Below are 15,306 nucleotides of genomic sequence, written 5' to 3'. Positions count from 1 at the left end.
GGGTCCCGGCCGCCGAACTCCGGCTTACTGCCGGAACTGGAACCAGTTCAAGTTCAGTCCGGCCGTAAATACGAGATAGACGTTATGAACGCCGGTAACGGCTCCGAGCGAGGTCTGAACCGTCGTGTACGTCTGATAGGAGCCGGTGTTCACTCCGTCGACCGTTCCGAGCAGCGTCCCGGTCGGACTGTCCAGCCGCACCTCGATTTTGCCGACCGCGGAATCTCCGGCGATTCGCGCGTCGATGACGGAGGCGCCGAGTCCGAAGTTCACGTTCTCGTACATGACATAATCTCCCGTCCCGATAAACCCGAGATTGTCCGTGCCTTCGCTGCTCGGCTCGGCCTGCACCGAACCGCTCTTGGCGCTGAAGCTCTCCGCTTCGATCCGCGAGAAGGCCTGGGTCAGCGTTGGCAGGCTCGACGGCTTCAGCGCGTTATAGATCGTCGTTGCGATCGCAGTCGAGCCTGCGTCGTTCGGGTGCACGTTATCGGGAAAATTGTGCGCCATGCCCTGTGTCTGCGGATTGACGTGAATGACGGTCGCGCCGGCGGAAGCCGCCGCCTGGATCTGCAGCGGCACGACTTCGCTTGTGACGACGTTGCCCGGCCAATAATCGTGCGGCGAAGTCGCCACGTACACGACAGGACTCGAAGGCAGGCCGCGGTAATGATCGATCATATCCAGGTAATCGGAGACGTAATCGGCGCTGTACTGCCAGTTCTGCGCCGCCGAATCGTTCGTGCCGAGCATGATGACGACGATGTCGGGGTCCCAGTTCGAGCTGTTGACGAACTCCCAGGAATCCCAATACGGGTGATCCCCGTTCTTCAGCATCGTCGTACCGCCCGCCCCGTAAGGATTCACGTAATAATCCGATCCGAGCAGCTGCTGCAGCTGCGACGGATAGCTGCCCGTCGTGATGCTGTCGCCGATCAGCGCAACGTTGATCGGTTGTCCGGGCTGCTGTCCGCCCGTCTGGCTCAGCGCGTAAATCTCCTGATCGGTGAGCGTTCTCGGGTACATCCGCAGCTCGTCGATCGCCCCGTCGAACACCTCTCCCGCGCCGCCGTTCGCATTCTGTCCCCCGATCCGGAACGGATTCGGGTTGTTCGGCTGCGGGATCGCGGACGAGGCCGTCTTGCTGACCGCGAGCTGGCCGTTGATATACAGCTTGAACTCGCTGCCCGATTTGGACACTGCCACGTGCGTCCACTCGTTTAGCGGAATCGACTGGTTCGCCGTCGCGAACGGCCACAGATTATGCCCTTGGCCAAGCTCGTCGGACATAAGAAATTCCATCCGGCCGTCGACGATCCACCAGTTGAACATATTGATTCCGCTGCCCGATTCCCCTTGGCCGACAATGAGCCGGTTCGTGCTGTCGGACGACGGCTTGATCCACGCCGCGAAGGTAAAATTCTGCTTGACGATCGAATCGGTAACGATCGACGTATCCCAGCCGTTAAACGCAAGCGCTTGACCGACTTTCCCGGGAACCCAGGAATAGCCGCCCTGAATGGCGAGCGTTTGTCCGCTGACGCTCTCCGTCACACTGCCGCCCTGCCCCTCGTCAAAGGAAAAATACTGCTCCCGGTCCTGATCGACGCTTGAGCCTCCTCCCCCGGCGGCGTCGATATCGTAAGCCCCGACGAAATTAAGCGCCGGCGCCGCTTGGGAGGATGTGATTTGAATCCGCAGCTTGGAAGCGGCAACGGCCGGGAACGTCACGATCCGCTTGTAGCCGACGGTCGTGCCGGTCGCCGCCGTCTCCCAGGCATTGTTCTTCCATACTTGCACCTGAAAGCCGGCAATGCGTTGACCGAGCGGGATATACTCCTGCAGCACGACGGCGTCGAACGATTTCTCCGCTCCGAAATCGAGTTCGACGTAACCCGTCGTGACGTTATCGTCCGTCGCCCAGTAACTGTCGTAATCCGTATCGACGACGTTCGCGGGCGAGTAAACGGCAGCGCCTCCGCGCGTATTGCTGGCCGCAGCGGACGCGCCGGCCGCCGCATTCGCGCCGTAAGCGTCATCGATCCATTCCCTCAGCTCCATAAGGCGGGCGATATCCGCTTCGGGCAGCTTGCCGCGCTTGTCGGGCGACACGTTAAGCAGCAGATTGGCTCCTCGTCCGACCGACTGCTGGTAAATATCGATCAAGGACGACAAGCTCTTGATATGGCTGTCCTCCCAATCGTGGTAGAACCAGCCCGGCCGCAGCGGCACGTCGGCCTCGCCGGACTGCCAGACCGTTCCGTTCGGGAATCCCTCCCCGTATTGGTTGGGCGACCAGTACGGATTGCCCGGCTGCTGAGGGATAACCTTGGACCAGTTCGTCGCGCTGGCGATACCGTCTTCGTTGCCGATATACCGCGCATCCCCCGGCATTCCCCAGATGATCGCATTGGGCTGCAGCTGACGGATGACGGAATACCAGCGTTCCGTATCGTACTCCTGGGGAGTGTTCTCGCCCTTCGCGCCGTCGAACCACATTTCGCTGATTTCCCCGTAGTTGGTCAACAGCTCGGTCAGCTGGTTCACGAAGAAATCGTTGTACGGTTCCCCCGTGCCGTAAGTCGGTTCGTGCATATCCCACGGCGACAAATAAAGGCCGAATTTGATTCCGAACTCCTGGCAGGCGTCGGACACTTCCTTGACCACGTCGCCCTGCCCGTTCTTCCAGGGGCTGGACGCCACGTCGTGCGTCGTGTAAGCGCTCGGCCATAAAGCGAATCCGTCATGATGCTTGGCGGTCAGGATCAGCAGCTTAAAGCCGGCGTCTTTCAAGGCGCTGACCCACTGTCTGGCATCGAAATCCGTCGGATTGAACAGCGTCGGGTCCTCGTCCCCGGTGCCCCATTCCCGCTCGGTGAACGTATTCATCCCGAAATGGGCGAACGCGATCGTCTCCATCTTCTGATAAGCGAGCTGCGAGTCGGTCGGGATCGGCAAATGCGGCAGCAGCGGCGCGACGGTGGGCGGCGTGTACGGAATTTCCTCGCCGTACACTTCGAACTCGTAGACGGCGTAAGCCGTTGCTCCGCTTCGTTTCGTGCCGTACATCTGGACGAAGCGGCCCTCCGTGTCGGCGAAGCTTACGTCCAGCGTGCCGCCGGAGCCGTTCGTTGTCGAGTACGCCTCCGTCCAATGAATGAGATCGTCCGAGATCCGGATTTTATAGCTCGTCGCGTATGCGTTGTCGTCCCACACGAGCTTTACGCGATTGATGAGGTGCGGCTTTCCAAGATCTGCGATCAGCCATTGCGGATCGGCGTTCTGACTCTCCCACTTGGTGGAGGGCGAGCCGTCGAACGCCCGAGAGCCGTCGTTCCCGTTGCCGATCGAGGAGACGATCGCGGACTTCCCTTCGCTCAGGAGCGTCCCGGATCCCAAAATCCCGGCAAGCGCGATAGCGTTCTCCGCCGGGCTCCGGGAGGCGGAAGCTCCGGACAGCGCCGCCGGATGGAACAGAGCGGAATCCTTGCTGCCGCCGATGCCGCCGCCCCACTCGATCCAGCCTTTCCGGCCTGAGCCGTCGTTGTCGTTCACGAGCAGCGACAGGCTGAACGCGCCGTCCGCGGCAGCGATCGGAGAGAGCTCGGCCCAGGGAAGCGCCAGCTCGTAACGGGTGTCGCCCGCCGGCTCGTTCCGGACGATCGCCAGCTGCCCGCTGGTGACGAAGCCGCCGGAGTGGCCGATGCCCGACCACCGGTACAATTGCGGCCCCGCGGACGTAAGCGCCATGCCGAATTCATACCATGAGGAGCTGGAGCCGGGAGCGCCCGGCGATATCGCGAACTGCACGCTGTCGCCGAGCCAGATGCCGTCGCCCGTCTCCGGTTGATGATGAACGTCGTCGCGAACGCTGGCGGACAGGTACAAATAATCGTCATCCCATGCGAAAGCGATTTTGCCGCTCAAATCCTCGGTTCCGCCGTAGTCCGGCATTTCCACCTGCCCCTGCGCGTTCAGATCGATATCCGGCAGGCCGGCCCAGTCGCCAAGCGTTCCGTCGACGGCGATCGTTGCTTTCGGGATAAACGTAACCTGCTGACCCGCGCCGTTGTAAGCGCCGCGATTCGGAGCCGCCGACGCCGACACGGCGTTGCCCCAATAGTCTTGGCCTCCGCTGCCCGCTATGAGCGTGCCGCTGCCCAGCGACGGCGATCCCGCCGCCAGCTTGTAGCCGTCCGTCGTCGTGCGCCCAATGCTCCCGAAGCCCGGAGCGACCAGACCCGGATCGGTCGTCAGCTTGTTCGCGTCCGCCGGCCCGCTCGCATCATGATTACCGTAGAACGTATTGGAATCGAACGTACACGTCGCGTTTCCGCAATAATAGGTCAGGTTCGTTCCCAAATTGTAAATGATATTGTTCCGGAAGCTCAGCGTCCCCTCCGGCAGGTTGTTCCCGTCCGGCGCCATCAGAAACCTTGCGTTCGATTCCGGCCCGGTATAGAACGTGTTGTTGTACACCTGGTAATCGTCGAGCCGTCCGACCGCCTGAATGAGCGCCGTCCCGTCGTTCTCGCTGACATTGTAGCGCACGATGCCGCCGCGGTCGTATCCGGTCCCCTCGCCCCGCTGTCCGACCAATAGCATAAACCCGCCTTCGTTGTCGTGGCTGTAGTTGTACTGCATCACGCAGTTGTTGCACAGCTCGTCGATATCGAAGGCCATCCCATCCAGCGTGTTGTGCGTCTTGTACGCTTCATTGTACTGGAACAGCGCGTCGTCGGAATTGATCGCCCAGATCGCCGCGTGGTAGCCGACCGAATCGTAATAGCTGTGAGCCGCCACGTTATGCTCGACCAACGGCGCGTCGCCCTCACATACAATGATCGCGTCTCCGCCCGTGCGGTTCAGGCTGTTGCCGCGAATGACAAGGTTCGTCATCCCGAGCCAAGGCCCGACCCCGTCGGTTCGCGTATCGCGGTTGCGCCAGTTGCTGCGCACGAAGATGCCGGTGCTGTCGACGTCCGTAAACGTGTTGCCCTCGATAAGCACGTCGTCGAACTTGGTCGGCGTCGCGCTGCCGGTGACCCGGACAATGATGCCGCCCGACTCGAGGTCCTGAACCTCCGTTTGCCCGCTTACGTCGTGAATGTCCAAGTTCTTCAGATGGATGTGCCGAGCGATGCCGATGTCCTGCGCCTCGATCCATACCGCCCGGCGCGTCTGGCGCACCTCGGCGACGTTCGTAAGCTCCAGATTGTTGATCTCCCAATACTGCTGATTGAACAGCTTCACTGTCTCTTGGTATAGACCGGCGCCGTGAATGGCCGGCTTGGCTCCTTGGCCGTACCGGTCGACGACGATCGGCTTGGCCGCCGTTCCGGAGCCCTTGGGCCAGAGCTGCCCGGTCCACGACGATCCCGCCTTCAGCAAAATCCGGTCGCCGGGCTGGAACGTCGCGGCGTTCACCTTGTCCAGCGTGCGCCAGGGAGCCTCCTCGACCGTACCGGAATTGGCATCGTTTCCCGCCGCCGAATCTACGTAATAGGTCGTCTCCGTCAAGGTTCCGCCTCCTTCCGCGGCGATGGCCGCGATCTGCATGTCCGTAAGCGCTTCCGAATAGATCGTGAATTCGTCGATCGCTCCGTCGAACACGCCCATCGGTTCCCCGGCGGACGTATTCTGGGCGCCGATTCGCAGCGGATTCGGATTGCCGGACAGATCGATCGCGCCGGAGGCGCTCTTGCTCGCCGCCGGCGCCCCGTTCACGTACAGCTTAAAGACGCTGCCGCTGCGCGACACCGCCACATGCGTCCATTCGTCGAGCGGAACGGAATCGTTGGCCGTGGAGAACGGCCACAGCCCGAAGCCGTTGCCCGCCGAGTCGCTCACCAGAAAAAACAGCTTTCCGTCGTTCACCCACCAGTTGAACATATCGGGCTGCGTGCCGGATACGCCTTGTCCTACGATAAAATGGTTGTATGCGTACGACCGGGGCTTGATCCAGGCCGTCATCGTGAAAGCGGACTTGTCGAAGGCGTCCATCACGACGGACGTCGTCTGTCCGTCGAAATCGAGCGCCTGGCCGATCTTGCCCGGAACCCAGACCGGCGTGCCCGAGATCGCGTGCGGGACGCCGCTTACGCTGTCGGCCGCTCCGCCGCCCTGACCTTCGTCGAACGCGAAAGCCCGGGCCGGATTCGGAGCCGACGCGGCGGCCGGCGACGGTCCCGCCGTCGCCCCGAAGAGCAAAGAAACGCACATTACAATGGACAATAAAGCGGACATGGGCGTTGCTGAACGAGACATGTTCATACCCCTCTCCTTATTGGCAATCACATTTTCAAGGTTTTCTCATCCGACCAACGGCAAATCTTACGAGCGGGCATCGTCCGCGAAGTAACACGCCATTCGACGAATGAGCGGCTCCGCATCGGCTTGGCGGACGGTCAGCCGCAAGCCGTCGGCGGTCACCGGAGCGAAGCGGTCGATTTTTTTGTGCCCGATCGCGCTGCCCTCGGCTATCGTCCTCCATCGTCCGTCGACCCTGGCCTCAAGCCGGTAGTCGCGCACGCGTTCGCCTTCCTCGATTCGCTCCTGAACGACCGCATGATCGAATGTCTGCGGAGACGGCCATTCCATCGTCAGCTCATTCCCGGCTCCCTCCGTCTCTCCGAGCGGATGATCGAACCGGCGCCGAATCTCGTTTCCGAGCTCCATCGCGCGCTTCACGTCCGCCTCGGGCAGCAATCCGCGATCGTCGGGGGCAATATTCAGCAGCAAATTCGCGCCGTGGCCGACGGAGCGATAATAGATGTCGAGCAGCCGTTCAAGCGGCAGTAAGCGCTCCTCTGCGCCGGGATGCCAGAACCATTGCAGCTCGCGGATCGGCACGTCGCATTCCGCCGGCACCCAGGCGGACGTATCCGGCAGCCAGGTGAGCATATCTTTCGTAAACAGGCTCGCTTTGGCCGTTTCCGCCGTATTCCAGCACGGATAAGGCGCGACGCCGTCCTCGTTGCCGACCCAGCGGATCGTCGGACGGCCCATGTTAAAGATCATGGCGTCCGGCTGATGTCTCGCCGCCAAATCCATAATCCGCCGCCAGTCGTATTCCCGTCCTTCGGAGCCCGCCCCGTCGAACCATACTTCGACGAGCGGTCCGTAGCCGGTCAGCAGCTCGGTCAACTGGCGGCAGTAGAAATCGTCGTACGCCTCTTTGTCGGCATAACAAGGCTCATGCCGATCCCACGGCGACAAGTACAGGCCGAACGGCAGTCCGGCCTCGGCGCAGGCGTCGGCCACCTCCCGCACGATGTCCCCTTTGCCGTCCCGCCACGGACTGGAGCGCACCGAATAATCAGTCGTCTCCGTCGGCCACAGGCAGAAGCCGTCGTGATGCTTGGCGGTCAGAATCAAGTAGCGGAACCCCGCCGCCTGCGCCGCGCTCACCCACTGCCTCGGGTCGAACGCCTGCGGATCAAACCGCGCGGGATCGTCCGTCCCGTCCCCCCATTCCTTATCGCCGAACGTGTTCAGCCCAAAATGGCAGAACATGCCGAGCTCATAGTCCTGCCAGCGCAGCTGCTGAACCGTCGGTCTTGCCCCTGCTGCCTTCATCAATCCTTCCCCTTTCCGAATCTCATCGGGAGACGGGACGGCATTCGATCCGCCCCGTCCTTCCCACGTCCTTCGCTTGTGTCTACCCGGCGACCGCCCGGCCTTGCTTATTCCAAGCCCATCTCCTGACGGAGTGCGGGCGCCGCCTTATTGAACTCTTCTCCCCACTTCTGAAAGACGCTTACGTCTCCTCCATTCTTGAACAGCGCCCCGGTTTCCTCCCCCCACCACGGAATATATTTCTCTTCGCCGACGACCGTCCGTATCCAGCTGTCGGCCTGGACCGCTTCCCGGATGTTCTTGCCTTCCCAGCTTCCCGTCTGCGCGACTTCGTCCCACAGCTTGGCATCCGCCGTGAGCGGAATATTGCCGTCGGACATGAGCACCCGCTGCCCGTCCTCGGACAGGAGCCAGGAGAGAAATTTGGCCGCTTCGTTGGCGTATTTGGAGCCCTTCAGAATGCCGATCGGCGAGATCGCGTTGTAGCCGACCGATCCGTTCGAGCCGTTCGGGAACGGCACGACGTCCCAGTCGAACTGCGCTCCCTGCTTGCGAGCGTTGCCTTCCCACGTCCCCATGATGTCGAAGGCGATTTTGCCGGACAGCCAGCTCCCCCAGCCGTTGGCGTCAAGACCGGCTTCGCCCGACTGCGCTTCGCTCGGACGGGAGCCGTCCACCCAGCCCAGATCGCCGTACCATTGCACGGCCTGCAGAACCTGCGGATCGGTAATCAGACTCTGGGTCCAGTCTTCGTTCATGAAGTTCAGATTCGGCGCAAGTCCGTTGGACACCGCGTACACCTGCGGCGTGGTCATAAAGTTGAACGGACCGGAAGCAAGCCCGAACTCTCCGGCGTTCGCGTCCGTCGCTTTTTTGGCCATGTCGCGGAAGTCGTCCCACGTCCAATCCTTCGTCGGCATATCCATGCCGTGCTTGGCGAGCAGATCTTTGTTGACGAACAGAACGTGCGCGTCGACCGCGCGGGGCAGGGCGACCAGCTTTCCTTTCCAGGACAGCGCGTCCTTGACCGGGTCGGACAGCTGCGCCGCGGACAGCACCGAATCGCTGTCCATGTACGGCGTAAGATCGAGCAGCAAGTCGTCCTTCATAAAGCCCGGAATGCCCGGCACCCAGGTCAGATCGGCCGGCGTGCCGGCGGCGCTCAGGGCGGTCAGCTTCTCGAGCACGGAGGCGTTGTCGCCGCCGTCGATTTTCTCGACCTGCAGCGTGATGTTCGGATACTTCTCCTGGAATTTTTCCGGAATCGTCTGGGTCCACAGCTCCGGTCCCCAGACGAGCAGGCGGATCGTAACCGGCTCCTCCGGCTGTTCCGGGGACGGCGACGGACTTTCCGCGGCCGACTCCGACGGCTGGCTCGCCGCCGACGACGGACTTGCGCCGCCGTTGCCGCCCGAGCAGCCGCTTGCGACCATTGCGGCCAGCAGAATCGATACGAGAACCATCACATGCTTGCGTTTTTTTAACATTTTCTCATCTCCCGATTGGAATTGGCGTTGCACCTGTGCACATAACCCCTGACCTGTCTCTTGCGATTACGCTTGCGTTAACGGCAATGGCATCCCTCCCGAACGTAATCTCTGGCCTCTTAATCTACGATTCCGGTGCGTTCCACGCCTTCGACGAACCATCTCTGCGCGATCATATAGACCAGCAGCGGCGGGAAGACGATCAGGAAAGCGCCGGCCATCTTCGTTCCCTCGGTCACCGGATTGACGGCCAGCATTTCCATCGTCGGCGCCTGGCCGAAGATTTCCGTCTCCAGATTGGACAGCCGCAGGGACAGCGGCACAAAATCGTGCGACAGAAACATCGACGACAGGTAGCCTTCGTTCCAGTGCCAGACGAACGAGAACAGGAAGACGACCAGGCAGGCGGGAACCGACAAAGGCAGGATGATCCGGAAGAACAGCCGGAACAGACTGGCGCCGTCGAGCATCGCCGCTTCCTCCAGCGCCTTGGGCAGCGAGAGGAAAAACTGCCGAAAAATAAGGATGAACAGCGCGCTCTTGAGCCCCTGCCCGAACAGAGCCGGCACGATGAACACAAGCGGCGTATCCAGCCACCCCAGCTTGCTGTAGATGACGTACAGCGGAATGATGATAATCTGGGGAGGAATCAGGAACGTCATGAAAATGAGCGCGAAAAACACGCTTTTCCCCGGGAACTGGAGCCTCGCCAGCGCGTATCCCGTCAATGAGCAGACGAGAATCGAGATGAGCGACGGAACGACCGCCAGCGTCAGCGTATGGACGAGAGAGCTGGCGTAATGGAGACCTGTGTACGCATTGTCCAGATTGCCCCAGTCGATCGCCCGCGGAATCCACTGCACCGTCGGGTCGAGCAAGTCCGCCAGCGATTTCAGCATCGTCGAAATCATGTAAAAGAGAGGCTGAAGGTACAGATACGCCACGATCGACAGCAGGAAGATCAGAACCAGCTTGGCGACGAGGCCGTCGTTCATGTGCTGTCCGAGAAGCAGCAATTTGACCTTCTGCGCCTTCCGGTTTACGAGCGCGAGACGCGCCCTCTGCGAATACTGCTTCACGAGCAGCGCGGTCTTCATGTCCATTCCTCCTTGTTCCGGCCCGTGCGGTTCAGAAACCACAGGATCAGCGCGATCATCACGACGATAAGCAGAAAATAGAACCAGGCGAGCGCGCTGGCGTAGCCGTAGCCCGTCGAGACGTTAAACATGTTGCTCCTGATCTGCTCCATGACCGGGTTAAACGGGAAAGTAAATAAATCTACCATCGTGTACAGCAAATTCAGCCCGATGAACGGCTTGATGCCGGGAAGCGTGATTTTCCAGAAGCTCGCCCACGGCGAAGCCCCGTCGATCCGGACCGCTTCGTAGATCGCCTTGGGGATCGTCTGGAAGCCGGCGATGAAGATCAGAATCTGCACGCCGGAGGACCACAGAATGAGAATCATCATCCCCAGCAGCTGCGTCATCATCGCCGCCGTCGACGGGCTGAAGTTGTCCTTGATATATCCGTCAATGCCGTACTGCGTCAGGAAGGGCACGTTCCCGGCTCCCTGCTGGAACAGCTCCGTAAGCACCTGCCCCGTAGAGAAGACGACCGGGAGGAAAAAGATCGCCCGATAGACGAACCTCCCTTTGAATTTCTGGTTCAGCATCAGCGAGACGAGCAGCGAGAAGACGATGATGATCGGCAGCATCAGAATCATTTGCTGGAAGAAGGTCAGCAGCTGAATCGGATACTCGTTGTCCTTCAGCAGCGCGTCCTTGAAATTTTGCAGGCCGACGAAGCGGTAAGCGAACGAACCGGAGCCGGTCAGATTCACCTTCTGGAAGGTCAGGTACAGCGACCAGCCGATCGGGAACGCCATGAAGACGCAGAACCCGATCATCCAGGGCAGCATGAACAGATAGGCCTGCCCCCGGCTTCTCCATTGGTACCGGAATTTGGCCCGTCGGCGGGAACGGTTCGGGTTCATTCCGCTCCTCCTTTCTCCACGCGGAAAGATTTGGCGTTATAATCGACGACGACCGTCGTTCCGTTCGCATACTTCGTGGCGAAGACGCCATCCGCGCGCTTGGCGTGCCCGATCATCGGCTGATCGGCGATATCCGCCAAGCGGTTAAACGCCTCGTATTCCCGCACCAGCTTTTCCTTCCACTGCGAGAATCGGCTTGCGAACAATCCCCGCGTCTTCGTGTCCATCAGCGTTCGGCTGCTCTCCGCCGTCAAGGTGAAGGCAGGAACGGCTCCGTATTCGATCGCCTTCAGAAATTCGTCCTCGTTATTGTCGCGCAGGTTCCCGTCGGTCATCGAATACGCGACGCTGCCGTGAAGGACCATCGGATAAAAAGGGACGGTCTCATCGATCGCGTAGTATTTATGGGTTTCGGACGGCAGCTGCTGAATGTCCGTCAGCGATCGGAGCGCGTAGGCGTTGCCCAGATAAGCGCCGACTCCGCCCAGTTCGCGCCGCGTCAGCTCCAGAATCCGGTTGAACGCGGCGGCGGTATCGTTCCTCGTATAGCCGCGCTGCGGATTGTAGTCCCGAAATAACGCGTCGCCGAGCCAATCGTACAGAATGCCGTCCGCGCCAAGCTTGCCGGCGTCGCGAATCAAATCCAGAGCCAACTCGTAGGTCACGTTCGGATTGAGGAAGAAGTATTCGTCCAGGAACAGGACGTCGCCCTCCGCCGAACGAATGCCGTGCGTCTTGGGCGCCAGCTTGAGCGCCTCCGAATCGCCCTGCACGAGATCGACCGCCAGATAGAGCCGGTATCCGAGCTCGTGCGCCGTATCGACGAGCGCCTTTAACCCCTCTTCCCCGCCCAGCTTCTTCTCCGGGTCGAGCTTTAACGTCGGGCTCATGCTGCCTCCGCGCTGCCAATTCAGCAGCGTAACTTGGACATTGTTCAGGCCCGCCTCCTTGAGCTGCGCCAGCATCTCTTCCGCCTGCCCGAAAGTCGTCGCCGTCTCGTAACGGCGGCTGCCGTAGTAGATCGTATCTCCTCCGACGAGCGTCAGATGCAGCGGGACATCCGGCTGCGGCTCCAACGGCGGACCGAGCTGCCCGGCGTCCAGCAGCTGCTGCCGATAGCGCTTGGCCATGCCGGCATAGTCGGCTTCCTCCCCGTCCAGAAACGCGTACTGGATGGCCCGGTCCTCCCGCAGCGGCTCCTCCTGGAACACCCGGAGCGATCGGCCGCTCAGATTAAGCCGCCGGTTGTATTCCTCGCGGTACAGAAAACGCGCGTTGACGGAATTCAGCGTGCTGACCAGGCCCGAGGGCAGGCCCCGGATGGCGGAAGCCTTCTCCCCCGCGACGATGACGGCGACGAAGGCGCGGTCTCCGCGTTTCAATCCGAATACCGGCATCGAGACCGTAACCGGGCCGAACGTTTTGTTCGTCATTTCCGGGCCGTACACGTATTGGTAGTAGCCGCCCCCGACGATTTCCCGTTCCCGGGGAAAACGGATCAGTCCGCCGGGGCCGTCCGGCACGAACAGGTAGCCCGGCACGGCATCGTCGGCCGCGCCGAAGAACGGCAGCGGATCGATCGACAGGATGCGGAACTTGCCGTTCTCCTCGATCCCCGCGGCGGGGATCGACACGCGGAAGCCGTCCGCCGTCAACTGATACAGCATGCTGAACGCAATATCCAGCTTTCCGATGTCGAACCGCACGGCCACGCCGTCGTCCATGGCGGTGAAGGTCGGCGTTGCGCTTGGTTCCAGGACGTTCGTCACCAGGCGCTGCACCTTGGATTGCTCGTAATATTCCAGAATGAACGGCGATTCCAGGTTCTTTCGCAAGGCGCCGCCGACCGATTCGTTCTCCAGCGCGGCCGGATCGGGATTGCTCCGCCACCGTTCGCCGCTGCTTGCATCCTGGACGATGACCTGGCCCGTGGCAGGCTGCACGAGCAGCTCGTAGCGCTGCGTTCGCGCCGCCACCGCGAAGCCCTGCGCGTCGAGGTCCGACGGCTGCCAAGCGGCGCCCTGCGGGAGGGCGATCGGCGCGGCCGCATATGCCGCGGCATCGAACGATTCCGCCGCGGGAGGCGCCGCCAGGCCGCGAATCGCAAGTCCCGCGAGGACCGCGGCCGCGACGAGCGCCGCGGCAAGCCACAGTCTCTTGCGTCCGGTCAAGTTAGCCAAAGACGGTCGCCTCCTTGTACAGTTGATAGATAAAGTCCGACACATTATAGGTCAGGCCGGTCGTAACCGCGGCGAACAGAAACAGAATGCCGATCGCCACGACGGTGATGGCGCTGTTCTTCACGTTTTCCACGAATTCGAAATTATGGACGACCTGGGAGCTGACGAGAAGCAGAGCGCCGCTCCACAGCCATGTCAGCGTCGCCAGCGACGAGACGAGAATGCCTTCCTCCAGCACCAGCAGGCGCGATAGCGCGATCGACAGCGGCATGAGCGCGATATAAGGCATCAGCGCGAACAGGCTCGACTGCAGCACGTCGCGGAACCGCCCTTCCCCGTCCTTGACCGTGCTGACCAAATAGTTGGCGACCACCCACGCGGCGAGCGGAGCCAGGAAGCGGGCGATTTCCGATACCGGCTTGATTCTGTCCAGGTTGTACGGATGAAAGATAAAGCCGGTCCAATACAAGGAAGCGGTCTTCACCCCGACGAGCAGCAGAACGATCGCCAGCAAGGTGAATGATGACAGCTTCCGGCCTTTGATCCGGTAGAAGCCGTCGAACGGATGAAACATCGTCCGCCAGGCATCCCGCAGCTCCCGGCCGACGCGGCCGACGGAAGCCGGAACGACTTTGCTTGCCCGCCCTGCGAATCGCCGCAGGACAAACCTGTAGAGCGCCCAAGCGAGCGCGACGGCGCCCGCGATGTAGCCGAGATCGCTTTGAATCCATTCCAGCCGGTAGGTCCAATAGGCGTCGGAATACCTTTCGTTGTCGTAGGCGATGCGGAAAGCCTCCATCGCGTCCTTCGTTCGTCCCTGCTTGGCCGCGATTTCCCCCATTCCCGAATAGGCCAGGCCGATAAGCTCGTTATACGACATCACCTTGTTCCAGTTCTGTTCGCTCTTCTCGTAATCGCCGACGTAGTAATCGGCCGCGGCCGTCAGCACCGCGTCGCCGAATTCGGTTCGGTCGTAGGCCTGCAGCAGCCCCTGATCGGAATCGAGCACCCACAGGCGATGCCGGGAATCGATGCCGATCCCGACCGGATAGGACAGCACGCCTCGCTGCTGCGGCTCCTTGCGAACGCGGCCGAACGCGAACAGCTGGGTCCCTCCGGGGCTGTAGATCGAGATCATCCCGTCCCATGTGTTTTCCTTCCGGTCGAGGACGTAGAAGAAGTCCCGCCCGTCCGTCGCGACATCCGCGATCTGGTCGGATTCGGCGAATGGGGCCGTCTTAAGGCGCGTGAACCGGTTCACGCCGCCGGCGGTCAGCTTTTTCACCGCGTCCGCGGTCACTCCCGTCGTCGTCACGTACACGTACCCGCCGTCGTCGATCGTCGCGTTGCTCGGCTCGGGAGGCCGCTTGAGCTCCTCCTTCGCCAGCTGCTCCTTCGTAAACACGGTCCGCTTCAGCCGATCCAGCCACGTGCCCGCCGTGCGGTTGCCGCCGAAGAAGCCGGTGAATTCGCCTTTCCCGTCCATTCGCACAAGCCCCTGATAGGAGCCTTTGGAGACGATATACATAACGCCTCTCGCATCCACGCTCACCTTCGTCGGCATGAAAAAGTAGGACGGCGGCATCAGCCCTTCCTCCGGCTTCCCGAACGCTTGCAGGAAGGTCCCGTCCGCAGCGAACACGGCAATGCGCTGATGCCCCGTATCGGCTACGTAGATCGTGCCGTCCGGCCGAACGAACACCCCTTCCGGCGCCTTCAGCGCGCCGTCTCCCTCGCCGTCGCCGATGCTTCTCGTCCACCTCCCCTCGCGGTTGTATTCGATCACCCGATCGTTGCCTTTGTCCGCGACGAACAGCCGGTCGTCCGGCGCGACGAACAGGTCGCTCGGCTGCTTCATCGCCTGCCCGTCTTTTCCGACGATCGTCGTTCCGACCGTGTAGACATCCTGCATCCAGTACGTTCTCGTGCCTGCGCCTCCGGTTCCGTGAGAGACATAGAACGTATCGTAGGGCTGCCAGGCGGAGGCGTACTCCGGGAACAACAGGAGGACGGCCAGCAGCGTCGGGACGAATCTCGCCATCGTTCGCATCCTCATACATTCGCCTCG

7 protein-coding genes are annotated in these 15,306 nt (G+C 61.5%); all 7 read right to left on the bottom strand.

What is annotated here, in order from left to right:
* Positions 1-24: 24 nt before the first annotated feature.
* On the bottom strand, positions 25-6,267 hold the full coding sequence (locus ACFFT4_RS05650; protein ID WP_378045790.1) for a LamG-like jellyroll fold domain-containing protein: 6,243 nt from the start codon (positions 6,265-6,267) through the stop codon (positions 25-27).
* Between the two features lie 66 nt (positions 6,268-6,333).
* Complete coding sequence (locus tag ACFFT4_RS05645) at positions 6,334-7,578, bottom strand: alpha-L-fucosidase (protein ID WP_378045788.1); 1,245 nt, start codon at positions 7,576-7,578, stop codon at positions 6,334-6,336.
* 107 nt (positions 7,579-7,685) lie between these two features.
* Positions 7,686-9,065, bottom strand: coding sequence for an ABC transporter substrate-binding protein (locus ACFFT4_RS05640; protein ID WP_378045785.1), 1,380 nt, complete (start codon positions 9,063-9,065; stop codon positions 7,686-7,688).
* Positions 9,066-9,184: 119 nt separating this feature from the next.
* Positions 9,185-10,162, bottom strand: a complete 978-nt coding sequence (locus ACFFT4_RS05635; protein ID WP_378045784.1) for a carbohydrate ABC transporter permease — start codon at positions 10,160-10,162, stop codon at positions 9,185-9,187.
* Positions 10,159-11,058, bottom strand: a complete 900-nt coding sequence (locus tag ACFFT4_RS05630) for a carbohydrate ABC transporter permease (RefSeq protein WP_116059042.1) — start codon at positions 11,056-11,058, stop codon at positions 10,159-10,161. Before ACFFT4_RS05630 ends, ACFFT4_RS05635 begins: the two co-directional genes overlap by 4 nt.
* Complete coding sequence (locus ACFFT4_RS05625) at positions 11,055-13,238, bottom strand: DUF5696 domain-containing protein (RefSeq protein WP_378045782.1); 2,184 nt, start codon at positions 13,236-13,238, stop codon at positions 11,055-11,057. The genes ACFFT4_RS05630 and ACFFT4_RS05625 overlap by 4 nt, the downstream gene beginning before the upstream one ends.
* Positions 13,231-15,279, bottom strand: a complete 2,049-nt coding sequence (locus ACFFT4_RS05620; protein WP_378045780.1) for a YIP1 family protein — start codon at positions 15,277-15,279, stop codon at positions 13,231-13,233. Before ACFFT4_RS05620 ends, ACFFT4_RS05625 begins: the two co-directional genes overlap by 8 nt.
* Between the last annotated feature and the right edge of the window lie 27 nt (positions 15,280-15,306).

It is taken from the genome of Cohnella cellulosilytica (assembly GCF_042431195.1).
Classification (GTDB): Bacteria; Bacillota; Bacilli; order Paenibacillales; family Paenibacillaceae; genus Cohnella; species Cohnella cellulosilytica.
The sequence above is the reverse complement of the archived record's forward strand: the minus strand, read 5'-3'. Positions and strand labels throughout refer to the sequence as shown.

Excerpts from the sequence above, each read along its gene's own strand:
- ACFFT4_RS05645 (WP_378045788.1), bottom strand. The coding sequence starts at position 7,578 with ATGAAGGCAGCAGGGGCAAGACCGACGGTTCAGCAGCTGCGCTGGCAG.
- ACFFT4_RS05640 (WP_378045785.1), bottom strand. The coding sequence starts at position 9,065 with ATGTTAAAAAAACGCAAGCATGTGATGGTTCTCGTATCGATTCTGCTG.
- ACFFT4_RS05635 (WP_378045784.1), bottom strand. The coding sequence starts at position 10,162 with ATGAAGACCGCGCTGCTCGTGAAGCAGTATTCGCAGAGGGCGCGTCTC.
- ACFFT4_RS05650 (WP_378045790.1), bottom strand. The coding sequence starts at position 6,267 with ATGTCTCGTTCAGCAACGCCCATGTCCGCTTTATTGTCCATTGTAATG.
- ACFFT4_RS05620 (WP_378045780.1), bottom strand. The coding sequence starts at position 15,279 with ATGGCGAGATTCGTCCCGACGCTGCTGGCCGTCCTCCTGTTGTTCCCG.
- ACFFT4_RS05630 (WP_116059042.1), bottom strand. The coding sequence starts at position 11,058 with ATGAACCCGAACCGTTCCCGCCGACGGGCCAAATTCCGGTACCAATGG.